Genomic DNA, 25446 nt, shown 5'->3' on the forward strand with positions numbered 1-25446 from the left:
CTAAATAAGTCCAAATTACCCAATTTATATGCATCGAATGGAAAAACACCTGACGTTTTGACGTCAGGTGTTTCGCTACTCTCCTCTTACATTTTAAATTGTTTAATGAGCTCCCTTAGTTCTTCTGCCATCTGAGATAAAGTGGCAGAGGATGAGCTGATCTCTTCCATAGATGCAAGCTGTTCTTCTGCTGATGCCGCGATATCTTGGAAGCCTGCTGAGCTTTCTCTTGAGAGCTCTTTGATTTGATTCACCGCATGAGAAATATCATTTGAGCCATGCGATAGCTCTTTGGCTGATCCGTTCATTTGTTTCATTTGTTCTGTCATTTCTGATGTTTTATCAGTGATTTTCTCAAAACTCACTTTCGTTTCATCTGTAATGTTTAATCCAGATTGTACTTCACCTGCTACTTGTTTAAACATTTTCTGCGATTTTTCTATTTCCTCCACAATTTCGTTCGTCAGGCTTTCAATTTCTTTTGAAGAGCTTCCTGACTGCTCTGCCAATTTGCGGACTTCTTCTGCGACAACAGAGAAGCCTCTGCCTGCTTCACCTGCTCGTGCGGCTTCTATCGCAGCGTTTAAAGCAAGGAGATTCGTTTGATCCGCAATACCGTTGATGACCCCAAGAATGTTTGTAATATCCTTTGATTTCTGCTCCAAGCCTGCAATGACAAGCTCTGCTTCTTTTACTGCCTGCTCAATCGTTTGCATCTGGCCTGCTGTTTTTTGAACGAGTTCTCCTCCAGCCTGAGCGGTTCTGCTCGATTCGATCGACGATTCCATCATATGAGAGGTTGTGTCGACCATATGCGATAAGCTCCGATCCATTTCGTTTAACTGGACTGAGCTTTTTTCGATCATATCATTTTGATGTTCAGTGCTGTTTGAGAACTGTTCAATAGATGATGTGATATGCTCAGTCGCTTGAGCTGTCTGTCCTGCACTTGCCGTTAACTCTTCAGACGAAGCAGCCACATTTTCAATGGAATTTTGGACAGCTTGAATGACTTGCTTCAGCTTTGCTGACATGTCGTTAAAGCTCTGCGCTAGCTTACCAATTTCATCGTGCGTACGAACTTCAATATGCTGGGTCAAATCACCTTGACTGATTTTCTCAGCCGATTCAGAGAGCTCTATCAGTGGCTTTCGAATCGATTTAATAATAAAATAAATCGCGATTCCGCCAATGGCAATCGCAGCCGCAAGGATAATCATTGTTAAGTCGAGCACTGGCTGTGCGGCTTCTTTTACTTCATTCACATACATCGTTCCAGCTAGCTTCCAGCCGGTTGCTTCATTTGTGGCAAAAAACATTTGCTTCGGCTGGCCATTGTATTCATATTCAAAGCTGCCTTCTTTTTTATCATATAGTTTTGAGATGAAGTCACCAGTCAGCTTTGTCCCCGCCTTATCGGTTTTATGGGCCACATAACGCTGATCTGATGTGGCGATAAACGCATAGCCTTCTTGGCCAATTTTGATGCTGTTTGTATCTTTAACAACCGTATTTAATCGTACATTCACCCCAATCACACCAGATCCATCTGCTAACTGCTCAGATATTGTGATGAGCAGGTCATCTGATGACTTGTCGGTGAAAGGATCTGAAATGATGAGTTTCTTCTCTCCCATCGATTGCTGAAACCATGGTTCATTTTTTGCGCTCTTTGCATTACCTTTGTGAATCTCGGAATATTCAGTTAGTTTACCATTTTGATCTGCAACAAATACTTCTACTACATCATCATCTGTTTCCGATAATTGCTCTAATTTCACTTTGAGTAAATCTTTGTTTTTAGCAGTCAATTCTTCCTTTTTGACCGATCTGGATAAATATGAAACAATGTCAATTTTAGGCTGTATATCTTTATTAATGAGTTCGTTTAATTGTTGAACACCATTTGCAGCGCTAGACATAATCTCATCATTGAGAGACTTTGATGCCACTTCATAAGAAAATGCGGCCAATACGAGAATTGGCACTAGGAGAATCGCTAAGAATGCAGTAATTAATTTCTTCGACATCGTAAAGTGCTTAAAAAAGTTGAATTTTTTCATGACTCTACTCCTTTTGATTTATGATTTGTGGTCTTTCTCTTCTATTCTTAGGTAATATGAATTATTTTTCAAGGAATAATGTTCAATAAAAACAAAAAATAAGTATAATTACCCATTTCTTTTGGTTTATCCAATAAAAAAGAGCCTCTAGCTGGAGGCTCTTTTCTTCATGTCTATTCAACCTTAAATTTGCTAATTAAATCGCGTAATTCTTCTGCCATCGAAGAGAGTGTGGCAGAGGACGAGCTGATTTCTTCCATTGATGCCAGCTGTTCTTCAGCTGAAGCAGCAATGTCTTGAATATTTGCCGAGCTTTCACGTGATACGTCTGCAATCTCACGAACAGCCTCTGACACATGTGCAGAGCCTTTTGAAAGTTGGACAACGGTTTGATTCATTGTTTGAAGCTGGTTAGAAATTTCTTTTGTCATGTCAAAAATATTGTGGAAGCTCACTTTCGTTTGTTCAGTGAAGCTTAGGCCTGATTGAACTTCTCGATTCACCGCAGTGAATACTTCCTGTGATACGTCGATGTCTTGCACGATTTCTTTGATCAAATTCTCAATTTCTTTTGCCGAGTTCGCAGATTGAACCGCCAGTTTTCTTACTTCTTCTGCTACAACGGAGAAGCCTCTGCCAGATTCACCAGCTCTTGCTGCTTCAATCGCTGCATTTAGCGCAAGTAAATTCGTTTGATCGGCAATTCCATTGATGACACCGAGAATTTGGGTAATGTCTTTCGATTTATTTTCAAGCGCACTAATGACGTTCTCTGCTTTTTTCACGGACTGATCAATGACATTCATTTGAGAAGCGGTTTTTTCAACAAGCTGTCCGCCTTCCCCTGCGATATCTGTTGATTTAATCGATGAAGCCGTAATAGATTCAGCCGATTGATTCATATGTTGAAGACCACGATTCATTTCATCTAACTCGACTGAGCTCAATTCGACTTTATCATTTTGGCTTTCATTTCCGCTGGAGAATTGTTCAATGGCTAGTGTAATATGCTCTGTTGCTTTACTTGTCTGTCCTGCGCTGGCAGTCAGTTCTTCTGATGAAGATGCGACATTTTCAACTGAAGTTTGAACGGCTCCAATAAGGGATCGCAATGAATCAATCATTGTATTAAAGCCTTTACCAACTTGTCCAATTTCGTCATCTGACTGGATCTGAAGCTTATCGCGTAAATCACCTTCGCTGACTTTTTTCGAGAAGCGGGCAAGATTGGATAATCTTTTTGAAATAGAGCGGACGATAAAGAAAATGAGGGTGCCTGCTACAATGAGTGTGACACTGAATACGATAATGGCAGTATTGAAAACGGGCTTTGCTGCTTCTTCTACTTCAGATACGAGCATCGTTCCACCAATTTTCCAGCCGGTTAATTCATTGGTGACATATGCAACCTTTTTATCTGTTCCGTTGAGGGTATAGCTGCCGCTTCCTTCTTTGTTTTTATAAATAATACTGGCCAGATTTTCATTGACCTGACTTCCTGACTTTTGGGTTGGATCTGCTAAAACCGTTTTATCTTTCTCCATCATGAAAGCATAGCCTTTTTGCCCAATTTTGATTTCTTTTAGTTTTTGGAGCAGGCTGTCAATTTCCATATCAAGACCAATGACACCTGAACCATCTTTCGTTTTTTGGGCAATTGTGATCACCATTTTGCCTGTAGATGCTGCTACATATGGTTTTGTGATGACTTGTTTGCCGTTTTCTGCTTTCAATGCCTCTTGATACCATGGACGTTCTCTTGGATCGTAGCCGTCTGGCATCTTTTGAACTGGGTATTGCATAAACAATCCCTTTTCAGAGCCTGCATAGATCGCAGAAACATCTTTTTCATTAATTTTTCCAAATTGCTGTAATTCTTTAATGGTCGCATTTCTATTTTTTTCTTGAAGATTAGACGCTTTGAGCGAGTCTGAAAACAGTGTCACAGCATCTGATTTGTTGCCAATATTCTCATTGATTAAGGTATCAAATGCATTGACCTGACTCATCGCACTGCGCATAATCTGTTTGTCTAGTTCTGTCTTTGATGTAAAAAACGCACTAATTGTCAGTGCCACAGTCGGCAGGATAAGAACTACCAAGAAGGCAATGATTAATTTCTTTGAAATGGATGGTTTTTTGAACCATTGGATCATTTTTCCCATTTTAACTTTCCCCCTTTACTTCTCTAAAGTTATTATCGGATGAAAGGTGTATTTTTAGAGGCAGGAAATGACGTTTAAAAATAAAAAAAATACCCAGACAATTCTGGATACTTTTTCATCATTATTTAATTAATTTTAAATTGACTTGTGAGCTCTTTTAGTTCCTCTGCCATGTTGGCAAGTGTCACAGAAGAAGATGTGATTTCTTCCATAGATGCTAGCTGCTCTTCTGCGGAAGCCGCAATGTCCTGAATGTTTGCTGCGCTGTCTCTTGAGACTTGGCGCATCTCCTGCATCGCTTGTGAAACAAGCTTTGAACCGCTTGATAGGTCAATGGCTGTATCGTTTAATTGCGACAGTTTTTTCGACATTCCTTCTGCCGCCTCATAAATGTGCTGGAAGCTTTCTTTTGCTTCTTCTGTCATACCAAGTCCTGCGTTTACTTCTCGATTAACTGCTTTGAACATATCTTGAGATTTAGCAATTTCTAACACAATTTCTTGGATAAGCTTCTCAATTTCTTTCGCTGAATCTGCGGATTGGACAGCTAGTTTTCTCACTTCTTCTGCAACGACGGAGAAGCCGCGCCCTGATTCACCTGCTCTTGCTGCTTCAATTGCTGCATTAAGCGCAAGTAAGTTTGTTTGATCCGCGATGCCGTTAATGACATTTAAAATACTCGTAATATCTTTAGACTTGTATTCTAATTCTTTCATGACCTGTTCTGCTTCTTGTACAGATGTATCAATATGTTTCATTTGGCTTGCTGTGCTTTCAACAATTCGGCCGCCTTGACCAGCCGCCTCTGTTGATTGAAGTGAGACAGCAGCCACTTCAGATGAGGTTTGTGACATATCTTGTAATCCTTCGTTCATTGCCACAAGCTGATTCGTACTGGATTCGACTTTCTCGTTTTGTGCTTCATTTCCATTTGAAAATTGTTCAATTGACATCGTGATATGCTCTGTTGCTTGACTCGTTTGGCTGGCACTTGCCGTCAGCTCCTCTGAAGCCGAAGCCACGTTGTCGACAGATTGCTGTACAGCGCGAATGACGTCACGAAGAGATTCACTCATCTTGCTGAAGCTTCTTGTGAGGTCTCCTATTTCATCCTTCGATTTGGTTTCAAGGGTTTCTGTTAAATCCCCTTCACTCACCTTTTCTGAGAAATCAACAAGCCTTCTCAGTCCAATCGTGATCGAGCGAACGATGAAGAAGATAGCGACACCGCCAAGGATAAATGAAGTAATTAAAAGAATAATGGCAGAATTCCAAACTGGCTGTGCTGCTTCTTCTGTTTCTGATACAAACATCGTTCCAGCAATTTTCCAACCTGTTAAATCATTTGTGACAAAAACGATACGTTTTTGTTCTCCTTTATTCTCATAAGTTGATGTTCCTTCTTTGCCGCTATAAAGGATTGATGAAATATTTCCTGTGACTTCAGATCCTGATTTTTCTTCTGGATGGGCTACAATTTGTTTGCTTTTATTTGCAATAATTGGATATCCTTCTCGTCCAATTTTAATTTCTTTGATTTTATCAACAATGTCTTGCACATCAATGTCGATTCCGATCGCTCCCGACCCGTCCTTCAGGCGCTGGGCAATCGTGACCACCATGCCGTTTGTTGTAGCAGAAATGTATGGATTGGTGACAACTGGCTCACCTTTTTCATCCTGCATCGCTTGCTGATACCAATCGCGTGTTGTTGGGTCATAGCCTTTTGGCATGTCTACTTTAGGAAACTGAATGAAATCACGATTTTTACTTGCTGCATAAAATCCAACTACATCATCTTCGTTGATTTTGCTGTATATTTCAAAATGCTCATACAGTTCGTCCTGGTTTTTCTTTTTAAAGTCTGCAGCAGTAGTTGTTTGAGTAAAAAGTTTCACCGCGTTTTCTTTATTCAAAAGCTTTTGCTCGATCATGTCATTCATATCATTGACTCTTGCTTTTGCTCCGTACATGATTTCATGATCTAATTCTTCTTTGGCAATCTGATATGAAATTGTACTAAGTGTAATGATTGGCAAGACGAGAACAAGTGTGAATGAAATAATCAGTCTCTTGGAAATCGATGGTTTTTTCAACCATTTTATTGCACTTTTCATGTTTTTCCTCCTTTTAAACGATATGTTTTATATCGGACATCTTCATAGTATTTTCATGTTTTTCAAATAAAAAGGATGCTATTTTGTTTATTTTCACAAATTGATTCCTTGCCCAAGCACCCTGCATACGCTAATACAAAAGGGGGCGCTTTTCATATGATTATCCTTTCAGGACAGCCAGTGACAAATGAGCAGCTGGCATCGTTTCAGCTAGAGGGACAAAAGCGGAGCATTTTGATGCAGTTACAAGCCTCAAATGATACGTTTCGCTATAGGCAAGCATCTGATTTGCTATTTGAGGTCACTTTAAGATCGAACATTATGAATGCTGCAAGAGATTTGAATAAAAGCGGTGCCTCATTTGCCATCTTTCAAAGATCGCGTGCAAATGATGCGTTTTGGCGAGTATCGGAAGCAGGAGCACTAGAGCTGCGCTATCAAGTGGAGCCATCTAGAGGCATTAAAGACATTTTTGAAAATGGTTCAAAATATGCATTTGAATGTGCAACGGCAATTGTCATTGTGTTTTATATGGGGGTCTTGCAAACAGTAGGAGAGGAGAAGTTTAATCGGAGACTTCGCAGTTTAACACTGTATGACTGGCACTATGATACTTTGTCGATTTATACAGAGCGCGGGAATGATTTTATCTATGGGGATTGTCTATATTTCGAAAATCCAGAGTTTAGCTATCAGCAGTCGCAATGGCGCGGAGAAAATGTGATTTACTTAGGAGAAGATCAATATTACGGTCACGGGCTTGGAATTTTAACAGCGGCAGAAATTATCGACAAACTAAATAAGAGAAGACGGCCAGGTGCAGTTCAATCCGCTTATTTATTACCGCAGACTACACGGATGGATGTCATTTATCTCAGGCAAATGTTTGGCAGCTAAAAAAAGCCTCTTGTCTCTTGGTTATGACAAGGGGCTTTTGTATGCCTTGCGTTTACGATAATTTTGGAGTGTGCCAAGCATCGTGTTCGCAAGGACCTCCATTTCTTCTAAATCTTTTCTTGTAACCGGCGAGTCGTGCCGGCTCCATTTCACGTAGCGAACAAAATAGTAATGACGAATGGGCGTAAGGACAGCAGGAGAATGAGGGAAATCATCAAACCAAAATTCAATCTGGCCTTTTTTTCGGTAGGAATGTTTTAAGATGTCCATCCTGTCACACCACCCATCATGATTTTATGTCTGCGTCAGTTCGTGCATGATGTCTTCAACGCTTAAAATCGAGTGAATACGTCCAACCCCCTGTCCTGCCCACAGAGCCATTTGATCAGGGTTACCGCCGGCAGCAGCTGCTTTTCGCATCGGTGTTGTGCATACATGCTGAACTGGATAAGGAAGAACCCGATCTTCATGCAGGCTTTCATCCTCCATCCACTGATTCACAATACCTCTCGCTCTTTTCCCAGAAAAAAGTCTGGTCACCTTTGTTTCACTGCCTTCTGCCTGTAAAATAGCCTTCTTATATACTTCTGCCGCAGCACTTTCCTTGCTGGCTAAAAACCGTGTACCGATTTGAACCGCATCTGCTCCAAGCGCCAGCGCTGCTTTGACACCTGATCGGTCCGTGATGCCTCCTGCGGCAATCAAAGGCACGCGGCAGACCCGTTTGACATCTGAGATCAGGCTGATGAGTCCCAGCAGAGCGTCTCCTTTTGCACGTAAAAATGTGCCGCGGTGCCCTCCTGCTTCACATCCTTGCAGAACAATGGCATCCATTCCCTTTTCCTCTAAAAGCAGTGCTTCCTCTTTTGTTGTGGCCGTTCCGATTAAAAAGATCCCCTTTTGTTTTAGGCGGTGAATCGTTTGTTCTTTTGGACAGGCAAATGTAAAGGAAACAATCGGAACGTCTTCTTCCAGAAGAATGTTGATTTTCTGTTCAAAATCATCCCACAATTCTTCTTCGCTTGGCATCCTATGAGCTTCGGGCCATACAGGCAGTTTCCTCTCCCAAAATGCCACATCCTCTTTTTTCACATCAGGAATTGGCTCTGGTACAAACACATTGACCTGAAACAGGCGAGATGTCAGCTGTTTGACCTGTCTAATCTGCTGTCTCAAATCGTCAGGCTGCACATATCCACTTGCCAGGCTGCCAAGCCCTCCGTAATTTGAAACAGCGGCTGCCAGCTGCGGTGTCACAGCTCCTCCTGCCATTGGCGCTTGGATGATTCCATGTTCGATTTGCAACTTTTTGATATCCCCCATTTATTTCCCCCATCTCTTACTCGTTTGACATCACTTGTACATAAAAATGACGCTGCCTCGGCCCGTCAAACTCACAAAAATAGATTCCCTGCCACGTGCCTAGCACAAGATCTCCATCATGAATGAGAACATGCTGAGACGCCCCCATATAACTCGCTTTCATATGCGCTGCCGTATTTCCTTCCATATGGCGATCCTTTGGATGTTTCCACGGAAAGACTTCATCCAGCCGGCGAAGCATATCCCGTTTCACATCTGGATCCGCATTTTCATTAATGGTGATCCCAGCTGTCGTATGTGGACAATAGACGATGACAGTTCCGTTTTGTATGCCTGTTTCCCTGACATATTGGAGAACCTCGTGTGTGACGTCGAGCATGTCATCGCGTCTGTCTGTTTGTACATTGATTTTTTTCATATGAGCTGCTCCTTTTTGACGTTTCTATAAAAACCATACCCTTTTTATGTGAAACAAATCTTCTTATCTAAAGTTTACCAAGCAAAAAAACCTCGTCAAGCAATGCGAGGTTTTTAAGAAAAGTGAACCTTTTTGACTTCAATGGTTCGAATATGGTGGTCTTCAGCATCAATGATCGTAAATTCACAGCCTTCTGCTTCAATCGTATCTCCAATGTCAAAATCAAATTTATGCGTCATCATCCAGCCTGCAATTGTATCAACATCATCATTTTCAATGGCTAAATCCAATAAATCATTTACTTCATCAATCAATGCTTTCCCATCCATCACATAATGAAAATCACCTTTTTTAACGATATGAGGTGTTTCATCCTGATCATATTCGTCTCGAATCTCTCCGACAATTTCCTCTAATATGTCCTCTACTGTGACAAGTCCCGCTGTACCTCCGTATTCGTCTACGAGCACTGACATATGGATTCGTTCCTTTTGCATCAAAATGAGCAATTCTTGAACAGGGGTGCTTTCAATCACTCGTATCACCGGACGCATTAAGTCTTCAATAGAAACATCTTGATTTAGGAAGCTGGCCTTAAATACATCTTTACTATTAATAACACCAATCACATGATCTTTGTCTTCTTTAATAACAGGGTAGCGTGTGTACCTTTCGTTCAGCATATAATGGGTCACGTCTTCTAAGGTCTGTTCAATCTCTATGGCTGAAATTTCTGTACGCGGGATCATGATCTCTCTCGCCACTCGGTTATCAAATTCAAAGATTTTATTCACATATTTGTACTCAGATTGGTTAATCTCACCCTTCTCATAGCTTTCAGATAAAATGAGTCGCAATTCCTCCTCACTGATCGCCACTTCATGTTCTTTGACAGAATGATAACCAAATAATTTCACGATGCTTCGTGCAGCCCCATTTAATGCCTTAATAAACGGGTACATGACTTTATAGAAAAAGATGAGTGGTTTTGCTGTCACAAGGCTGACGGCCTCTGCCTTTTGAATGGCAATTGTTTTAGGCGCGAGTTCTCCCACCACGACATGTAAAAACGTAATGATCACAAATGCGATGATAAACGAAAGGATGTCAGTCAATGCAGAATGAAGCCCGATTTTTTCAAACAGCGGATGCAGAAAATGCTCCACCGTCGGTTCACCCAGCCACCCTAGACCTAAGGCCGTGATGGTAATGCCAAGTTGGCAGGCGGATAAATATTCATCGAGATTTGATATCAGCTTTTGAACATGGATGGCTCTCTTATCACCGCTTTCGATCAGCTGGTTGATTTTAGAGCCTCTAATTTTCACAATCGCAAATTCAGTGACAACAAAAAATGCTGTCGCAGCAATGAGTAATATGACTAAAAATACGTTTAAAATATACAAAAAAACCCTTACCTAACACTGGTAAGGGCTCACCTCCTCTGGCATCAATTAATCATTACGGCCATTTAGGAAGATCATTACAAAACGGAGCAATTCAAACAGGGAGACAAGGGCCGCTGCTACGTACGTCAGAGCTGCAGCATTTAACACCTTGTTCACGCCTCTTTCTTCACTGCTTCTAATGATTCCTTCTGAAACAATGATATCTTTTGCACGAGAACTTGCATTAAACTCGACAGGCAATGTCACAAGCTGAAAGAATACAGCTGCTGAGAACAAAATGATCCCAAGCCCGATTAAGTTAAGGCTGCTGAGCAAAATTCCACCAAGGAAAAGAAGCGGAGCAACACCAGATGCAAAGTTCACGACAGGAAAGATCTTATGTCTCAAAACAAGCGCACCATAGGATTCCTGATGCTGCAAGGCATGTCCAACCTCGTGTGATGCGACTGAAATGGCCGAAATGGAATGGCCGTAGTACACAGGTTCAGATAAACGAACCACACGCTGCGTCGGGTCGTAATGATCAGTCAAAGTTCCTCTTACCGGTTCAACAGGCACGTCGTATAACCCGTTGCGATCTAAAATATATCGAGCGGTTTCAGCACCTGTTTTCATACTGGATGCTTCCACCTTTGAATACTTTTCAAAATTATTCTTCACTTTAAATTGTGCCCAAAATGATAATCCCAATGCGGCAAATGTTAAAAAATAAAAAAACAGCATGCTCATCAGCTTCCTTTTATTTTATATATTTATTTACAATTTTAATGACTTTTATGTACCGTGTACAGCAAAAAGCACTAGGTCTTTTTCAGGGGGATAACCGCACCAATGAAAAAGAAGAACACACCTAAGCAAGCTGTATAAAAGGTTCCCGTACCATAAAGGTCTTGAAAAAAGTGCAGCCATGAAAAATCATTCATAAAATGATTCACAGCATTTAAATCAAACACGAGTAAGATGACAGCTGATGATAAAAAGTGCACACCAATAAAAAGAAGTACGGTCTTTTGAACAAACGACATTCGAATTCCCTCCTTCTTCTCCCTATTTTAAGATATGGGTTCTATTTCAATACATGACAAAGATGAAAAAATGTGTTCCCAATCGGGCATACTGACATTAGCAGTCTCCTGAAAGGAAGAGTCCGATGAAATCAAACCGTATCTTTATTGCTTGGCTAAGGTGGCCGCTTTATCTTCGAATTGCCATCATCATCTGTTTCTTGCTTCTCTTTTTTGGACAATTAATCGTTTTACTTGAACCGAAGCAGTATCATACGATCTTTGATGGGATCTGGTGGGCGCTTATTACAGTCTCTACTGTTGGTTACGGAGATTTTGTGCCGCAAACCATGCCAGGACAGGTGGCTGGTATGGCGCTCATCTTTATCGGAGCCAGCTTTGTCACCGCTTATTTCGCCACACTTGCCGCCGCTGTGTTCAGCAAGCAGCACCATTATGTTGAGGGCAAGGTAGCCTTTAAGGGAAAAGGACATCTCATTATCGTCGGCTGGAATGAGAAGACGAACAAACTGCTTCAGTCGTTTCAAACGATTGATCCAGCTATGCCGATTGTGCTGATTGATGATTCCTTGAAAGAGGGGCCTCTTTTAGAGAATGTTCATTTTATTAAAGGACACGGGACCGAAGATGGCACACTGCGCAAAGCCAACATTACCAGTGCAGATGCACTCATGATTACCGCGGATCAGCATGAAAATGAAGTGACAGCCGATATGCAGAGTGTTTTGACCTTACTTGCAGCAAAAGGATTAAATCCTTCGCTGTATTGTTTAATTGAAATCTTAACAGATCGTTACGTGAAGAATGCCGAGCGTGCTGGTGCCAACCAAGTCATTCATACCTCTGATGCTGTCAATCATTTAATGGTTGAACATTTTCTAATAAAGGAACAACTCACGGCGTTTAAGAAAAAACGACATATGACGCTGCATAAACACGTCACCATCATACCTGTACCAGCTTCATTAGCCGGAGAAACATTCTTAACAGCGCTCCATCATTTTTTAGAGCATCATGTGATCATCGTCGGCGTACAAAAAAAAGAAGGACCCATGATGAATCCTCCCTTTGGCTATGAGCTTCATCCAGAGGATGAACTGATCAGCCTTTAAAGCAGTGCGTCTTCTAATTCCTTGACGAGCGAAAAGCCAATCTCAGCATAAGCCTTTGATACATCCCCATCTTTCTCTTTTGGTTCTTGGAATTGGTTAAAGGATGCGCCCACATTTCCAACCATCGCATGATCATCTAACTTGTCTTGATAGACATGCTTTAAGAGAAATGGATGTCCCATTTTCACCACAACACCTGGCTGATCGAGCTGGCCTTTCTCGGCTGTAAAAGGAACTCTGAGAAAGGTATAGCCATCACGGTTATCAATTTTATAATCAAAATACCCGTGATCATAATCCCAGTTCCCATTAATGACATAACCGAGCGGCTTCATCGTTTCTTCTAAATGGTAAAGTGAAAAGCTTTCACCAGGCAGCCTGGATGGTACATGAATCATACGAAACCCTCCTTTTTGTATAGGGTTCGTTAAAGAGAGGAATTCATACATTTCCTCTCGCGATTTGGACATTGTTTGTAAACGCGGCATCAAATGAGCTTTGATTGGTTGATTGATTCGTCTCGTTATCACTGCCGGAACCTGCTGTTTCCTTCGTAGCACTCTTAGAACAAATGCGTCCGACATTGCCAAAGTTCACGATTGCCTGGCCAGAAATATCATGAATATAAATATGATTCGTCCTCATTTTTCACCCTCCTCCATTCATTATTCTATGTACAGAACATAGGAAAGCTTGCACAGGAATCTGAAGAAAACAAAAAAGGCACACCCTTATGAAAAGGTGTGCTTTTTCATTCTTATGATTGTTTCAGGCGGCTTTCAAGCTCTGCTTTTTTCTCTTCGAAGCCTGGTTTTCCTAGTAAAGCAAACATATTCACTTTATAAGCTTCTACTCCAGGCTGATCAAATGGATTGACGCCTAGTAAATATCCAGACATCGCACATGCTTTCTCAAAGAAGTACACGAGGTATCCGAATGTATAAGCATCCATCTCAGGAATTGTCACGATAAGGTTCGGTACTTTTCCATCTGTATGGGCAAGCATCGTTCCTTCAAATGCTTTTTTATTGACGAAATCAACCGTTTTTCCTGCTAGATAGTTCAAGCCATCAAGGTCTTGTTCTTCTGCTTCAATTACAAGCTCATGTCGAGGCTTCTCTACATTGACGATTGTTTCAAACAAGTCTCTTCTTCCTTCTTGAACATATTGGCCAAGTGAATGAAGATCTGTTGAGAAGTTAGCAGATGAAGGATAGATTCCTTTTTCATCTTTCCCTTCACTTTCACCAAATAATTGCTTCCACCATTCTGCGAAATATTGCAGGCCTGGCTCATAGTTAATCAGCATTTCAATCGTTCTGCCTTTATTGTAAAGGACATTGCGGACGACAGCATATTGGTAAGCCGCATTTTCAGTAAGCTCAGATGAAGCGAAGTCTTCGCTTGCTTTTGCCGCACCTTCCATCATCTGATCAATGTCTGCACCGCTCACAGCGATTGGCAAAAGGCCGACTGCTGTTAATACAGAATAGCGTCCACCAACATCATCAGGGATGATAAATGATTCGTAGCCTTCTTCAGTTGCTAATGTTTTAAGTGCACCGCGTGCCTTGTCAGTTGTCGCATAAATACGTTTTTTCGCTTCTTCAGCACCGTATTTTTCAATGAGGAGCTTTTTAAAGATGCGGAACGCAATGGCTGGCTCTGTTGTTGTACCAGATTTTGAAATCACATTAATGGAGAAATCTGCATCTTCCAATAGATCCATCACATCTGTTAAATAAGAAGAACTGATGTTGTTTCCAATAAAAATGATTTGCGGTGTCTTGCGCTTGCCTTTTGGCAAAGTGTTATAGAAAGAATGGTTCAAAAATTCAATCGCCGCACGTGCACCTAGATATGACCCGCCGATTCCGACAACGAGCAGGACGTCAGAGTCAGACTTAATTTTGTCTGCACTTTTTTTAATGCGGGCAAACTCTTCGCGGTCGTATTGCTTCGGCAAGTCCACCCAGCCTAAATAGTCACTGCCTGCACCCGTTTGTTCATGAATATTATGATGGGCTACCTTCACAAAATCTTTTAAATATGTAAGCTCATGTTCTTGAAAGAAAGGTAACGCTTTCGAGTAGTCAAATTGAATATGTGTCATCGCTTGTAAGCCCTCCATTACGTTAGTTCTGTCCCTTTCACTTTAGCGGAACTAGCTATTGAAATCAAGTGATCGTCACTGGCATAGCAAAAAGCCGCTTTTCTGGATGAAAAGCGGCAATCTGGATTATAAAGAAGCTTTCAAAATCGCTAGAATATCATCACGGTTAAGTTTCATAAAGTTTCCAAAACCACCGTATTCCATTTCTTTTGCTGCAATGTCGGCAATTTTGTCCAGCTGATCCTCACCAATGTCATAATCAGCTAAACGGCTTGGTGCACCAAGGCTTGTCCAGAAAGCTGACAGTTTGTCGATTCCTTCTAATGCGATGTCACGATCTGATTTTCCTTCTGTTTCGATGTCAAACATGTTCAGCATAAGGTTTTTAAAGCGTTCCACATTATGATCGAGCGTGTGGCGCATCCAGTTTGGGAAGAGAATAGCAAGCCCGCCTGCATGCGGAATGTCATAGACAGCCGATACAGCATGCTCAATCGTGTGGGACGCCCAGTCGCCAAAGTAACCCATTTGCAGCGTGCCATTTAAAGCAATCGTTCCTGCATAGAGAATCGTTTCACGATGCTCATAGTTTTGTAAGTCCTCCAGCAGTTTTGGTGCTGTCTCGATGACCGTTTGAAGAACAGCAAAACACATCCGGTCCTGTAAAGGCGTGTTTTTTACATTATGGAAGTATTGCTCAAAAACGTGGCTCATCATATCGACCATACCATACACCGTCTGGTTTTCTGGCACAGAATACGTATGCTCAGGGTCTAGAATTGAAAAAGCAGGGTGAGTGACAGAGCTGCCCCACACATATTTTTCATTCGTTTCCCAGTTTGTGATGACAGAGTCCGGGTTCATTTCTGAACCAGTTGCTGCAAGTGTCAGCACTGTGCCAAACGGCAGCGCTTTTTGAGCGGTTGTTTTCTTTGAAATAATATCCCACACATCACCGTCATACTCTGCTCCGGCTGCTATCGCTTTTGTACAGTCGATCACACTGCCGCCGCCAACGGCTAATAAGAAATCAATGTTCTCCTTTTGGCAGATATCAATTCCCTTTTTCACTGTTGTGAGGCGCGGGTTTGGTTCAACGCCAGACAGCTCAAATACTTCAGCATCTGCTTCTTTTAACGCACTGATGACTTTGTCATAAAGACCATTTTTCTTAATGCTGCCGCCACCATATACAAGTAACACTCGTTTTCCATAACGAGCGAGTTCGCTTTTGAGTCCTTCTAACTGTCCTTTTCCAAACATCAATTTTGTTGGATTATAGTAAATAAAATTCTCCATCTGTTGAAACATCTCCTTACAACGAATATATCCAAAAACATGAAAGACTACTGTAACATATGTACACGATGAACTCAAAAAAAGATAACTGCCCGCAAGCAGCTATCCCTTTGTTGTTCAATTATAAAGAAGCGTTCAAAATGGCTAAAACATCTTCTTTGTTCAGCTTTTTAAATTGACCAAATTCACCGCGTGCCATTGCACGGTCTGCAATTAAATCAATTTTCTCATCGTTGATGTCATAATCCGCCAAACGGCTTGGTGCACCAAGACTTGTCCAGAAAGCTGACAGCTTGTCGATTCCTTCTAAGCCAACTTCTTCGTCTGTTTTGCCCGCAGGATCTACATCGAATACACGCACCGCTAATTGTTTAAAACGGCCTGGGTTTTCTTGAATCACATGTTTCATCCAGTTCGGGAACAAGATCGCAAGACCGCCTGCATGAGGAATATCATAGACAGCAGATACTGCATGCTCAATGTTATGAGATGCCCAGTCACCACGTGCCCCCATTGAAAGCATGCCATTAAGTGCAATTGTGCCAGTGAATAAAATCGTTTCACGCAGCTCGTAGTTCTCTAGATCGTTGATCAATTTCGGTGCCGTTTCAATGACAGTGCGAAGAAGTCCTTCACACATACGATCTTGATAAGGTGTATTTTCTGTGTGATGGAAATATTGTTCGAACACATGTGACATCATGTCAACCATGCCATAAATCGTATGGTTTTTAGGCACAGTGAATGTGTTAACTGGATCAAGAATAGAGAATTTCGGGAAAACTGCTGGACTTCCCCAGCCATACTTCTCATTTGTTTCCCAGTTTGTGATAACTGATCCTGAGTTCATTTCAGAGCCTGTTGCCGCAAGTGTTAACACTGTACCGAACGGAATAGCTTCCATTGGGACGTGTTTGCGTGTCACGATATCCCAAGCATCTCCATCGTACTTCGCACCAGCTGCGATTGCTTTTGTGGCATCAATGACACTGCCGCCGCCAACTGCCAAAATAAAATCAATGTTGTTCTCTTTGCAAAGCTCTACCCCTTTTCTTACTGTTGTTAAGCGCGGGTTAGGCTCTACACCAGCAAGTTCAGTGATTGCAGCTCCTGATTCTTTTAGGATGCTGACAACTTGGTCATAAAGGCCGTTTCGTTTAATACTGCCTCCACCATATACAAGTAATACGTTTTTTCCGTAGTGTTTGAGTTCATCTGAAAGGGCTGATACTTCTCCCTTTCCAAAAATTAATTTCGTTGGGTTCCAATAAGTAAATCGATCCATGTGATCTCCTCCTCGCGCTACATTATGCGCCTCATTCATTCCAAAAGTAAAGTAATTTGCTTTCATCCATTTTCTTACGCATAGTTTGGCTAAAAATCTGCAAAATATAAATGTATTGATGCTGTAGCGAAAGGAGGAATCACGATGAGTGCTATTCAGCGTATTGCCCTCGTGCTCACGATTATCGGTGCTATTAACTGGGGACTAATCGGCTTTTTTCAATTTGACTTAGTAGCAGCGATCTTCGGCGGACAAGGTTCTGCATTATCACGTATTATTTATGGTCTTGTTGGAATTGCAGGTCTTGTCAACCTTGGTCTGTTGTTCAAACCAAGCGAAGAAGCTGTTCGCCGTGACGAGCCGAACCCAGAAGTTCGTTAAATAAAAGGACATAAAAAAGGCTGCCTACATGAGGCAGCCTCAGCGTGTAGACAAACCCTCGCATTCTTTGTCAGGTCTGCGCGCTGGTGCTCACGAATTCTAAATTCGCTCCGCAAAAGTAGCAGCCATTCCTAGACTTCAAAGGTTTTCTATCACGCTGAAAAAAAAGACAAAGGGCTAAAATCAAGATCATTTTAGCCCTTTGTCTACAATCTAAGGCACCGTTTGAAGCGGTGCTTTTTTATTATTTCTTGATAAGGTCTTTACGGTTTGATTGCTCAATCCACTCTTCAAGTTTATCTTTAAGCGTATTGAAACCTTGTGGTGCAGCAGCTTCTTCTTTCACTTGCTGTGGTCTTTGTTTCTTTGGTTTGCTTTCTTTTCTTTCAGGTGCTTCTTGTGTCGCACGGATAGAAAGGCTGATTTTACCTGCATTTTCATCAACAGAAAGAACTTTTACTTGTACTTCGTCACCAATTGAAAGGTGCTCGTTGATGTCTTTTACAAAGCCATGTGTTACTTCAGAAATATGCACAAGTCCTTGAGTTTCTTCATCTAATGCAACAAACGCACCATACGCTTGTAATCCTGTTACTTTACCAGTGTAAACACTGCCTACTTCAAACTTTGTCGCCATGATAACAACTCCTAAATAAATGTTTTAATATTCGTTTATACGCAATTAAAAACTATATCACAGAACGGGCAGTTACGCAAAATATTTTTTAAATGGGTTTAGATGAGAACAAAAGGGGGAATACCTGAAAACAAGAATGCTTTCTAGTATTCCCCCCTAATTTGTGAGGCATGAGTCCATTTGGATTGATGCCTTTTTTTATTTTAAAATGGCTGATGCTTCTTCCTTCACTTGTCGAGCCTGCAAAAATCGCTGAATTCTTGAAAGTGATTCCTGAAGATGATCAAGTGACGAAGCATATGAACAGCGGATATGACCCTCACCGCTCGGTCCGAATACATTCCCAGGCACAACAGCGACTTTTTCACTAAGGAGCAGCTCCTCAGCAAATTGTTCTGATGTCATGCCTGTGCTTTTAATCGATGGGAACGCGTAAAACGCTCCGTTTGGCTGATGGCATGTCAGTCCTAGTTCATTTAAGGAGCCGACAAACAAATTACGACGTCTTCTGTAGCTTTTCTTCATTTTCTCTACATCTTCAAGCCCATTTTTTAATGCTTCTTCTGCCGCATATTGTGCCATCGCCGGTGCGCACATCATAGAATATTGATGTATTTTCAGCATGGCATCCCGCAGTACAGGTGGTGCTGCCACATATCCTAAACGCCAGCCCGTCATGGCAAACCCTTTAGAAAAGCCTGAAATCAAGATCGTTCTTTCCTTCATATCTTGAATAGCTGCGACGCTTGTAAAAGCTTCATCGTACGTCAGCTCTGCATAAATCTCATCCGTAATAATAAGCAGGTCATGCTCTTTCGCAAATTGAGCAATATCTTCAAGCTCTTCCTTTGAATAAACAGACCCAGTCGGATTTGACGGCGAGCAAAGCAAAATGGCTTTTGTCTTCGGCGTCAGCTTTGTGCGAAGATCAGCAGAATCTGCTTTGAAATCTTTTTCAGCGGTTGTACTTAAATAGACAGGCACTCCGCCTGCTAGTGTCGTAAGTGCCCCGTATGCTACGAAACAAGGCTCTGGAATAATTACTTCATCCCCGCTGTTTAAAATCGCACGAAAGGCCAAATCAAGTGCCTGGCTTCCGCCAACTGTGATAATGAGTTCTTCTTCTGGACTGTAATCAATGTGAAACCGCTTATATAAATAGTGGCTCAGTTCTTTTCGCAAAGAAATTAAACCGGCATTCGCCGTATAAGAGGTCAGTCCCTGTTCTAATGACATAATACTTGCTTCTCTGACATTCCAAGCTGTCACGAAATCCGGCTCACCGACACCAAGGGAGATAACCCCTTCCATGGTGGCTGCCAAATCAAAAAATTTCCGAATACCTGACGGCTGAATGCTTTGTACCGTTTCAGATAAATAAGACTTTTTCATTTAAGGAGACACCACGATTCTTTTGTCATCGTCTCCTGTTTCAAACACTTTCCCATCATGTTTATATCTTTTCAAAATAAAGTGGGTAGTTGTTGAAACAACGGAATCAAGTGTCGATAATTTTTCAGATACGAAGCGGGCAATATCAGACATTGATCTTCCGCGGATCACAACGGAAAGATCGTAAACACCTGACATGAGATAGACAGACTCCACTTCCTGAAACCGATAAATCCGTTCAGCAATTTCATCAAATCCGACGCCTCTTTTTGGTGTCACTTTTACATCAATCATTGCTGTAACGCCTTCATGACCATCCACTTTTCGCCAGTCAATCATGGTTGAATAATCAATAATAACTTTTTGATCTTCAAGTTTTTGAATGATGGCTTCGGCTTCTTCTGTTGTCACGCCTGCCATTTTTGCAATTGTATTTAAATCGGCGCGGCTGTTTTCATCTAAAATCTCTAATATTTCAGTTTCTTTTTCTGTTAGTTTCATTTGATTTCACACCTCAGATTATAAAAGCTAGTTTTAAAAAATCTTCTGAACATTATAGCACGTTTTTCCCATTATGCTAAGCAGGGAAAAGATTCTAATGATAGCTTAAAATCCACTTTTTAGGGTACAATACAGTCACCTAACAGAGAGAGTATCAAGTATCGGAGTGAAGAATGTGGACATTGTGCAGCCAGCTTATATGAAAAGTACATTCGGTTTAGATATCTATTACGAGCACTATCCAAATGAAGGCAAGAAAACATTGATCTTAATTCACGGTCTCTTCTCTTCTACCTTCAGCTATCGAAAGCTCATCCCGCTTCTGAAACAGGACTTCAATTTAATTGCGATTGATCTACCGCCATTTGGACAGTCCGAGAAGTCGAATACGTTTATTTACAGCTATCGCAACATGGGAAAAATTATTATAGAGCTAGCTGGTTATTTACAGATTCAGCATGCAATTCTAGTGGGCCATTCAATGGGCGGACAAATCGCCTTATACGCTGCTACTGAACGGCCGGATCTATTTGAAAAGGCGGTTCTATTGTGCAGCTCAGGCTACTTGAATAAGTCAAAAAGATCACTTGTTTACAGCACATATATTCCTTATTTTTATCTGTATCTAAAAAGAAAACTTTTAAAGCAGGGCATTATGAAAAATTTAACGGCTGTTGTACATGATCATTCCATCATTGATCAAGAGATGGTCGACGGATATTTAAAGCCATTTTCAGATGATCAAATCTTTCGGGGGATCTTTCGTTTGATTCGGCACCGGGAAGGAGATTTAACCTCGGACATTTTGAAGAAAATGGAAACACCCGTGCTGCTCATTTGGGGCGAGGAAGATCGAATCGTTCCCATTCAAATAGGCGAAAGACTGCACAAAGATCTGCCAAATTCGACCTTACATGCATTAAAAAAAACCGGGCACCTCATCCCTGAGGAAAATCCGGTCTTTGTGTCTGATCAAATCGGACATTTCAGCCTGTCTTAGCGTGAACAGGAGCTGCTGTCTCGTATGACAAAAAGCTGATTCGCTATATGCTGACAGCTCTCTATCGGAAGAAGCTGTTCAAATGAGTGATGGTAGATGGCTTGAATCTCTTTTGCTAAAGATAACGGGTCTTCTGCGTCGTATAATGCACTGATGACGTCAGCAGGCTCCGTTTCATAAAAATCCTCTCCATAATGAAAAGGGTCCCATGCCTTAATGAATTGAATCATCTCTTCTACAGCTTGACTATCTTTCATCGGTATCACCGCTTATAATAAATTTTGTGATGTTTATTTTAGCACAACCAAGAATGGTTGAAAAACAGCTAGAGGTGGGTTTCATGAATTTCGACGAACAGATCATACGTAAAGGTTCAAAATCAGTGAAATGGGATCAGGCAGAGTCTTTGTTCCTGACAACAGATGCCCTTCCGATGTGGGTGGCCGATATGGATTTTAAAGCACCGCAGGTCGTCCTTGATGCATTGAAAGAGCGATTAGATCACGGTGTATTTGGCTATGCATTTCAGGATCAGGATACGCAGCAGGCAGTCGCTGGCTGGCTCAAAAGAAGACATGGATGGACAATCCAGACAGATGCCGTCACCTTCACACCAGGAATCGTAACGGCACTTAGTTTTGCTGTTCAAGCCTTTACAGCACCGCACGACGAAGTAGTTATACAGTCACCAGTGTATACACCTTTTTATCAAATGATTGAGCGAAATGGACGTACAGTCTCAACCAATCCTTTAAAAATAGAAAACAACCGCTATATGATGGATTTTGATGATTTAGAGAAAAAACTGAGCAGACCACAAGCAAAGCTCATGTTCCTTTGCCATCCGCATAATCCGTCCGGAAGAGCATGGTCAAAAGAGGAATTAAAGCGAGTCGGAGACCTATGTGTAAAGCATGGAGTCACAGTCGTTTCAGATGAGATTCACTCGGATTTAATGCTTTACGGGAAGCAGCATGTGCCCTTCGCCAGCCTTTCTGACGACATTGCACATATCACGGTAACGTGTATTGCGCCGAGTAAAACCTTTAATCTAGCGGGGCTTCAGGCATCTGCTATTATCATTTCAGATAAAGAAAAAAGAACTCTTTTCAACAATGAAGTGCAAAGAAACGGACTGTCCAAACTGAATGCCTTTGCGATTCCAGCGATGGAAGCAGCATACCGACACGGGGATGAGTGGCTTGATGCCCTTGTTCTTTATCTCGAAGGCAATATGAAGACGGCGATGGACTATATCGATGAAAATCTTCCAAATATGCGTTATATGAAACCAGATGCTTCTTATTTATTGTGGCTGGACATTCGGGATTATCAATTCAGTCAAGCGGAATTGAAACGGAATCTGCTGAAAAAAGGGAAAGTGATCCTAGAGCTTGGCCACGTGTACGGACACGAAGGAGACGGCTTTATTCGGATGAATCTCGGCTGTCCTGCTGCAACAGTCAGAGAAGGACTGAAACGTCTCCACCAAGCGTTCACGCTATCAGTTGAATAAGACCTATACGATAGAAAGAACATCCTAACGGGTGTTCTTTTTAAAGAAAAAAACCCTCCTTTTATCATATCTACTTTGTACATGAAATGATATAATGAGAGGAATTACAATTATTTACGAGGAGAGCATTTAAATGGAAATGTTCAAGGATTTTCTGCTCCATGTATCTTTTATTCTATTTCCAATCTTTTTATATCATGCGCTATGGTTAAGCCGGACCCCTGCTCATTTCCCAAAAACGAATAAACTGCTCATCACAGTATTCGCATCCATCTCTTCAGCACTATGTATTATGTATCCAGTTGGTTCGATTTTAGATTTGCAGACTGGGCTTCAATCCATTCCCCTTGTACTTGCTATTTTATACGGAGGATATATGGCGGGGATCGTTGCCATCTTGATAAGCATCATTGTCAAATTCGTGATGTACGGCTCTTTCTTATGGATTGGACTTATCGTTGTCCCAATTTACTTTTTTATCCCATTCCTGTTCTACCGAAAATGGCATCAATATTCGAAGCCAAATAAGCTGTTTTACGGAGTGCTTATCGGTTTATCCAAAGGATTCTTTATTTACATTGGACTTTTTGTGGTCAGCTTAATGGCATACAGCCCAGCTTTTATTATGCAGCAAAAGCTCCTTGAGTTATTTTTCTCAACTCTTTACTACATATTCTTTCTTGTGCTCAGTATCTATTCCATTGAATTCGTTAAGGAAAATGCGGAAATGAGATCACAGCTTGTCCAGTCAGAAAAACTGACCATTGTAAGTGAACTTGCTGCAAGCGTTGCCCATGAAGTACGCAATCCGCTGACAGTTGTGAGAGGCTTTATTCAATTGCTCTTTTCGAGTGATAATACAAAAGAGCCACCTGCCAATAAAGATTATAAAAATCTTGTTCTGTCCGAGTTAGACCGGGCGCAGGACATTATCACGAGCTATCTTGACATTGCAAAACAAAACTATTATCAAATTGAATCTCTTAATCTCTCTAAATTACTTGAGGAATGTGCATCACTGATGACATCCTATGCAAATTTTAAATCGGTCACGATTCATCAATCCATTGAACCTGACTTATACATTCAAGGTGACGTAACGAAGATCAAGCAAGTCATGATTAATTTAATCAAAAATGCAATTGAAGCAGCTCCTGAACATGAAGGGAAAATTGAACTTTTTGCTTCAAAAGAAAATCATAAAATCTGCCTTTATTTCGTTGATAACGGTGTAGGTATGACAGAAAGTCAGATGAAAAAACTTGGCGAACCCTATTACACCTTGAAAAATAAAGGGACTGGACTTGGGCTGACAGTGACTTTTTCAATTATTGAAAATCACCATGGAACGATTCGTTTCAAAAGTTCGCTGCAGTCTGGAACAACCGTCACCGTGAAATTTCCTGAAGATACAAGAAGAAAATGATTAATCCATTTTTTTTGTTCTTTTTTCATCTATCCGCTCCTGCTTCTTAGACGCACGAACGATGAGACGAAAACAAATAAACGCAGCAATAAAGAAAATCACCGTGGTGATAGCCGCTGGGATGTACTCCCTTTTATCTTCAGGAAAATATAGTAGAAAAAGTACGATGAATGACATCTCGCCATTCCCCCTTTTGCTCGTTTACTTCACTATATTGGCTAAAAGAAATGAAATACCTTCCTATGAGAAGGAAATGGAGGAATTTCACATGACAGACATTCAAATTGGACAAGTTGTGAAAGGTTTTTATAAAACAGGTGTATACGTTGGGGAAGTGACAGCAGTGAAACCATCGACCTATCTCGTTCAAGTAAAAGCCGTTCTGACACATCCCACTCAAGGCGACCTGCATCATCCGAAAGAAGCAGACGTGCCTTTTTTCCAAGAGAGGCGGGCTTTGGCCTATAGAGAACAGACAAATATCCCTCATCATATGGTGAAGCCTTATGATGGCGATATCCCTGATTATGAAGAGTCACTGAAAGAAGCTGTAGATAAATTGAAACAAGCACTCCGTGCGGATGATTCCAAATGGGCTGAAAAATCAAGAGCGTGCCTATCTTCTCTTGAGAAAGATTATTTTCCAGAAGACGTCCGCTAATCAGCCGAATCAAAAAAATGTGAGAAATCGATCAGCTCACCAATTTTGGTTGTTTGCGGATTTTCCACATAGGCTCTGTCTTTTTCAAAAAGGGTTAACAGCTGATAAGTCGTCATGGCATCATCGAGTGCTTTATGATGCTTACCAGCTCCTTCACTGCCGTATTCCTTTGCTGCTTTTCGAAGCCCTGTCAGTGTGCGGTCACCAAAAAAGGTTTTATATTCAAAGGCAAGGTCCCTCAGCTTCCCCTTAAAAGGAAAGGCAATGTGATTGAGCATACAATTTTGCTTCAATACCTTCATGTCCATGTTGCCCCACGTAATAATTTCACAATTCTCTCCCCCATCAAGTGACACGAGCTTCTCGATAAATTCCTCAAATGAAATTCCGCTCTCTACATCCTCCTGCGTAATTCCGAGGAAAGATTTACAGCGCTTCGTCAGCTTCGGGAACTTTTTCGGTTTGACGTAGCTAGAGAATGTGTCTATGATCGTTTCATCTGCTGCTTTCACTACCCCAGCTTCAATAATTTCAGGAAAAAAATTTTGCGGATGATATTTTCCATCAGGCATCGTAAATTCAAAATCGACCACAAGCACCGTCTTCTGTTCCACCAGTTTCACCTCACTTTTTCGTCAGCTTTTCATTCTCATACCATTATATTAAGACGGACCTTGAAATCACTTCATTTTCGTGAAAATAATGC

27 protein-coding genes and 3 pseudogenes are annotated in these 25446 nt (G+C 41.4%); 7 read left to right on the plus strand and 23 right to left on the minus strand.

What is annotated here, in order from left to right:
* Window positions 1-86: 86 nt before the first annotated feature.
* The 6 genes and pseudogenes from NSQ76_RS20980 to NSQ76_RS21005 form a co-directional block, all read right to left on the minus strand.
* The gene (locus tag NSQ76_RS20980; protein WP_369877313.1) at window positions 87-1034 is read right to left on the minus strand and encodes a methyl-accepting chemotaxis protein; all 948 of its coding nucleotides are present in this window, start codon (window positions 1032-1034) and stop codon (window positions 87-89) included.
* Window positions 1026-2063 (minus strand): annotated as a pseudogene (locus NSQ76_RS20985) (HAMP domain-containing protein); the annotation flags it as partial. The pseudogene NSQ76_RS20985 and the gene NSQ76_RS20980, both read right to left, overlap by 9 nt.
* A 173-nt stretch (window positions 2064-2236) precedes the next feature.
* Entirely contained in the window at window positions 2237-3187 is a 951-nt protein-coding gene (locus NSQ76_RS20990) for a methyl-accepting chemotaxis protein (RefSeq protein WP_377939542.1), read from the minus strand.
* A pseudogene (locus NSQ76_RS20995) lies at window positions 3182-4228 on the minus strand (HAMP domain-containing protein); the annotation flags it as partial. The gene NSQ76_RS20990 and the pseudogene NSQ76_RS20995, both read right to left, overlap by 6 nt.
* A 125-nt stretch (window positions 4229-4353) precedes the next feature.
* On the minus strand, window positions 4354-5304 hold the full coding sequence (locus tag NSQ76_RS21000; protein WP_377940214.1) for a methyl-accepting chemotaxis protein: 951 nt from the start codon (window positions 5302-5304) through the stop codon (window positions 4354-4356).
* Window positions 5296-6345: pseudogene (locus NSQ76_RS21005) on the minus strand (cache domain-containing protein); the annotation flags it as partial. The pseudogene NSQ76_RS21005 and the gene NSQ76_RS21000, both read right to left, overlap by 9 nt.
* A 156-nt stretch (window positions 6346-6501) precedes the next feature.
* On the opposite strand from NSQ76_RS21005, the gene NSQ76_RS15315 reads away from it, so the two are divergent.
* On the plus strand, window positions 6502-7242 hold the full coding sequence (locus NSQ76_RS15315) for a protein-glutamine gamma-glutamyltransferase (protein ID WP_024423283.1): 741 nt from the start codon (window positions 6502-6504) through the stop codon (window positions 7240-7242).
* A gap of 21 nt (window positions 7243-7263) precedes the next feature.
* Here NSQ76_RS15315 and NSQ76_RS15320 read toward each other — a convergent pair whose 3' ends face one another.
* The 6 genes from NSQ76_RS15320 to NSQ76_RS15345 all read right to left on the minus strand — a co-directional run bounded on the left by NSQ76_RS15320 (window position 7264) and on the right by NSQ76_RS15345 (window position 11417).
* Complete coding sequence (locus NSQ76_RS15320; protein WP_024423284.1) at window positions 7264-7512, minus strand: hypothetical protein; 249 nt, start codon at window positions 7510-7512, stop codon at window positions 7264-7266.
* A gap of 24 nt (window positions 7513-7536) precedes the next feature.
* Entirely contained in the window at window positions 7537-8565 is a 1029-nt protein-coding gene (locus tag NSQ76_RS15325) for a nitronate monooxygenase (RefSeq protein ID WP_341054660.1), read from the minus strand.
* 16 nt (window positions 8566-8581) lie between these two features.
* Complete coding sequence (locus NSQ76_RS15330; protein ID WP_024423286.1) at window positions 8582-8983, minus strand: secondary thiamine-phosphate synthase enzyme YjbQ; 402 nt, start codon at window positions 8981-8983, stop codon at window positions 8582-8584.
* A 113-nt stretch (window positions 8984-9096) separates the two neighbouring features.
* On the minus strand, window positions 9097-10389 hold the full coding sequence (locus NSQ76_RS15335; protein WP_024423287.1) for a hemolysin family protein: 1293 nt from the start codon (window positions 10387-10389) through the stop codon (window positions 9097-9099).
* Between the two features lie 48 nt (window positions 10390-10437).
* Window positions 10438-11112: a zinc metallopeptidase gene (locus NSQ76_RS15340; protein ID WP_024423288.1), complete on the minus strand. Its 675-nt coding sequence runs from the start codon at window positions 11110-11112 to the stop codon at window positions 10438-10440.
* 80 nt (window positions 11113-11192) lie between these two features.
* A complete protein-coding gene (locus NSQ76_RS15345) occupies window positions 11193-11417 on the minus strand; it encodes a hypothetical protein (RefSeq protein ID WP_024423289.1) in 225 nt (74 codons plus the stop codon).
* A gap of 125 nt (window positions 11418-11542) precedes the next feature.
* Here NSQ76_RS15345 and NSQ76_RS15350 point away from each other — a divergent pair, with 125 nt between their 5' ends.
* Window positions 11543-12529: a potassium channel family protein gene (locus tag NSQ76_RS15350; RefSeq protein WP_341054663.1), complete on the plus strand. Its 987-nt coding sequence runs from the start codon at window positions 11543-11545 to the stop codon at window positions 12527-12529.
* Here the strand turns inward: NSQ76_RS15350 and NSQ76_RS15355 are convergent.
* The 5 genes from NSQ76_RS15355 to NSQ76_RS15375 form a co-directional block, all read right to left on the minus strand.
* A complete protein-coding gene (locus NSQ76_RS15355) occupies window positions 12526-12927 on the minus strand; it encodes a YugN-like family protein (RefSeq protein ID WP_024423291.1) in 402 nt (133 codons plus the stop codon). The two genes, NSQ76_RS15350 and NSQ76_RS15355, sit on opposite strands and share 4 nt — an antisense overlap.
* 43 nt (window positions 12928-12970) lie before the next feature.
* Window positions 12971-13174 (minus strand): spore germination protein, encoded by a 204-nt coding sequence (locus NSQ76_RS15360; protein WP_254241451.1) that lies wholly within the window; start codon window positions 13172-13174, stop codon window positions 12971-12973.
* Window positions 13175-13286: 112 nt separating this feature from the next.
* Window positions 13287-14642: a glucose-6-phosphate isomerase gene (locus NSQ76_RS15365; protein WP_025094199.1), complete on the minus strand. Its 1356-nt coding sequence runs from the start codon at window positions 14640-14642 to the stop codon at window positions 13287-13289.
* Window positions 14643-14768: 126 nt separating this feature from the next.
* A complete protein-coding gene (locus NSQ76_RS15370) occupies window positions 14769-15941 on the minus strand; it encodes an iron-containing alcohol dehydrogenase (RefSeq protein ID WP_024423294.1) in 1173 nt (390 codons plus the stop codon).
* Between the two features lie 121 nt (window positions 15942-16062).
* Window positions 16063-17226: an iron-containing alcohol dehydrogenase gene (locus NSQ76_RS15375; protein WP_024423295.1), complete on the minus strand. Its 1164-nt coding sequence runs from the start codon at window positions 17224-17226 to the stop codon at window positions 16063-16065.
* Window positions 17227-17370: 144 nt separating this feature from the next.
* On the opposite strand from NSQ76_RS15375, the gene NSQ76_RS15380 reads away from it, so the two are divergent.
* Window positions 17371-17607 (plus strand): DUF378 domain-containing protein, encoded by a 237-nt coding sequence (locus NSQ76_RS15380; protein WP_003212952.1) that lies wholly within the window; start codon window positions 17371-17373, stop codon window positions 17605-17607.
* Between the two features lie 244 nt (window positions 17608-17851).
* Here the strand turns inward: NSQ76_RS15380 and yugI are convergent, their stop codons facing one another.
* The 3 genes from yugI to NSQ76_RS15395 form a co-directional block, all read right to left on the minus strand.
* Window positions 17852-18244, minus strand: coding sequence for a S1 domain-containing post-transcriptional regulator GSP13 (gene yugI, locus NSQ76_RS15385; protein WP_008345795.1), 393 nt, complete (start codon window positions 18242-18244; stop codon window positions 17852-17854).
* 198 nt (window positions 18245-18442) lie between these two features.
* Window positions 18443-19636, minus strand: coding sequence for an aminotransferase (locus NSQ76_RS15390; protein ID WP_024423296.1), 1194 nt, complete (start codon window positions 19634-19636; stop codon window positions 18443-18445).
* Complete coding sequence (locus tag NSQ76_RS15395; protein ID WP_003213765.1) at window positions 19637-20137, minus strand: Lrp/AsnC family transcriptional regulator; 501 nt, start codon at window positions 20135-20137, stop codon at window positions 19637-19639.
* A gap of 175 nt (window positions 20138-20312) precedes the next feature.
* Between NSQ76_RS15395 and NSQ76_RS15400 the strand changes: the two genes are divergently transcribed.
* Window positions 20313-21137 carry an alpha/beta fold hydrolase gene (locus NSQ76_RS15400; protein WP_224426588.1) on the plus strand — a complete coding sequence of 275 codons (825 nt, stop codon included), beginning with the start codon at window positions 20313-20315 and terminating at the stop codon, window positions 21135-21137.
* Here the strand turns inward: NSQ76_RS15400 and NSQ76_RS15405 are convergent.
* Window positions 21134-21394 carry a YugE family protein gene (locus NSQ76_RS15405; protein WP_024423298.1) on the minus strand — a complete coding sequence of 87 codons (261 nt, stop codon included), beginning with the start codon at window positions 21392-21394 and terminating at the stop codon, window positions 21134-21136. The two genes, NSQ76_RS15400 and NSQ76_RS15405, sit on opposite strands and share 4 nt — an antisense overlap.
* Before the next feature lie 83 nt (window positions 21395-21477).
* Between NSQ76_RS15405 and NSQ76_RS15410 the strand changes: the two genes are divergently transcribed.
* Complete coding sequence (locus NSQ76_RS15410; RefSeq protein WP_135032747.1) at window positions 21478-22653, plus strand: MalY/PatB family protein; 1176 nt, start codon at window positions 21478-21480, stop codon at window positions 22651-22653.
* A gap of 133 nt (window positions 22654-22786) precedes the next feature.
* Window positions 22787-24079, plus strand: coding sequence for a sensor histidine kinase (locus NSQ76_RS15415; protein WP_025094194.1), 1293 nt, complete (start codon window positions 22787-22789; stop codon window positions 24077-24079).
* On the opposite strand, the gene NSQ76_RS15420 is transcribed toward NSQ76_RS15415, so the two are convergent.
* Complete coding sequence (locus NSQ76_RS15420; protein ID WP_162860193.1) at window positions 24080-24256, minus strand: hypothetical protein; 177 nt, start codon at window positions 24254-24256, stop codon at window positions 24080-24082.
* Window positions 24257-24347: 91 nt separating this feature from the next.
* Between NSQ76_RS15420 and NSQ76_RS15425 the strand changes: the two genes are divergently transcribed.
* Window positions 24348-24740: a kinase-associated lipoprotein B gene (locus NSQ76_RS15425; RefSeq protein WP_025094193.1), complete on the plus strand. Its 393-nt coding sequence runs from the start codon at window positions 24348-24350 to the stop codon at window positions 24738-24740.
* On the opposite strand, the gene kapD is transcribed toward NSQ76_RS15425, so the two are convergent.
* The gene (gene kapD / locus NSQ76_RS15430; RefSeq protein WP_025094192.1) at window positions 24737-25354 is read right to left on the minus strand and encodes a 3'-5' exonuclease KapD; all 618 of its coding nucleotides are present in this window, start codon (window positions 25352-25354) and stop codon (window positions 24737-24739) included. The two genes, NSQ76_RS15425 and kapD, sit on opposite strands and share 4 nt — an antisense overlap.
* Between the last annotated feature and the right edge of the window lie 92 nt (window positions 25355-25446).

The sequence above is a fragment of the Bacillus sp. FSL M8-0256 genome (assembly GCF_038005765.1).
GTDB classification, from domain to species: domain Bacteria; phylum Bacillota; class Bacilli; order Bacillales; family Bacillaceae; genus Bacillus; species Bacillus safensis.

Bases quoted from the DNA above. Each gene is read 5' to 3' on its own strand.
- NSQ76_RS20980 (WP_369877313.1), bottom strand. From the start codon at position 1,034: ATGTCAGCAAAGCTGAAGCAAGTCATTCAAGCTGTCCAAAATTCCATT.
- NSQ76_RS20990 (WP_377939542.1), bottom strand. From the start codon at position 3,187: ATGATTGATTCATTGCGATCCCTTATTGGAGCCGTTCAAACTTCAGTT.
- NSQ76_RS21000 (WP_377940214.1), bottom strand. From the start codon at position 5,304: ATGAGTGAATCTCTTCGTGACGTCATTCGCGCTGTACAGCAATCTGTC.
- NSQ76_RS15315 (WP_024423283.1), top strand. From the start codon at position 6,502: ATGATTATCCTTTCAGGACAGCCAGTGACAAATGAGCAGCTGGCATCG.
- NSQ76_RS15320 (WP_024423284.1), bottom strand. From the start codon at position 7,512: ATGGACATCTTAAAACATTCCTACCGAAAAAAAGGCCAGATTGAATTT.
- NSQ76_RS15325 (WP_341054660.1), bottom strand. From the start codon at position 8,565: ATGGGGGATATCAAAAAGTTGCAAATCGAACATGGAATCATCCAAGCG.
- NSQ76_RS15330 (WP_024423286.1), bottom strand. From the start codon at position 8,983: ATGAAAAAAATCAATGTACAAACAGACAGACGCGATGACATGCTCGAC.
- NSQ76_RS15345 (WP_024423289.1), bottom strand. From the start codon at position 11,417: ATGTCGTTTGTTCAAAAGACCGTACTTCTTTTTATTGGTGTGCACTTT.
- NSQ76_RS15350 (WP_341054663.1), top strand. From the start codon at position 11,543: ATGAAATCAAACCGTATCTTTATTGCTTGGCTAAGGTGGCCGCTTTAT.
- NSQ76_RS15355 (WP_024423291.1), bottom strand. From the start codon at position 12,927: ATGATTCATGTACCATCCAGGCTGCCTGGTGAAAGCTTTTCACTTTAC.
- NSQ76_RS15360 (WP_254241451.1), bottom strand. From the start codon at position 13,174: ATGAGGACGAATCATATTTATATTCATGATATTTCTGGCCAGGCAATC.
- NSQ76_RS15365 (WP_025094199.1), bottom strand. From the start codon at position 14,642: ATGACACATATTCAATTTGACTACTCGAAAGCGTTACCTTTCTTTCAA.
- NSQ76_RS15370 (WP_024423294.1), bottom strand. From the start codon at position 15,941: ATGGAGAATTTTATTTACTATAATCCAACAAAATTGATGTTTGGAAAA.
- NSQ76_RS15375 (WP_024423295.1), bottom strand. From the start codon at position 17,226: ATGGATCGATTTACTTATTGGAACCCAACGAAATTAATTTTTGGAAAG.
- NSQ76_RS15380 (WP_003212952.1), top strand. From the start codon at position 17,371: ATGAGTGCTATTCAGCGTATTGCCCTCGTGCTCACGATTATCGGTGCT.
- yugI (WP_008345795.1), bottom strand. From the start codon at position 18,244: ATGGCGACAAAGTTTGAAGTAGGCAGTGTTTACACTGGTAAAGTAACA.
- NSQ76_RS15390 (WP_024423296.1), bottom strand. From the start codon at position 19,636: ATGAAAAAGTCTTATTTATCTGAAACGGTACAAAGCATTCAGCCGTCA.
- NSQ76_RS15395 (WP_003213765.1), bottom strand. From the start codon at position 20,137: ATGAAACTAACAGAAAAAGAAACTGAAATATTAGAGATTTTAGATGAA.
- NSQ76_RS15405 (WP_024423298.1), bottom strand. From the start codon at position 21,394: ATGAAAGATAGTCAAGCTGTAGAAGAGATGATTCAATTCATTAAGGCA.
- NSQ76_RS15410 (WP_135032747.1), top strand. From the start codon at position 21,478: ATGAATTTCGACGAACAGATCATACGTAAAGGTTCAAAATCAGTGAAA.
- NSQ76_RS15415 (WP_025094194.1), top strand. From the start codon at position 22,787: ATGGAAATGTTCAAGGATTTTCTGCTCCATGTATCTTTTATTCTATTT.
- NSQ76_RS15420 (WP_162860193.1), bottom strand. From the start codon at position 24,256: ATGTCATTCATCGTACTTTTTCTACTATATTTTCCTGAAGATAAAAGG.
- NSQ76_RS15425 (WP_025094193.1), top strand. From the start codon at position 24,348: ATGACAGACATTCAAATTGGACAAGTTGTGAAAGGTTTTTATAAAACA.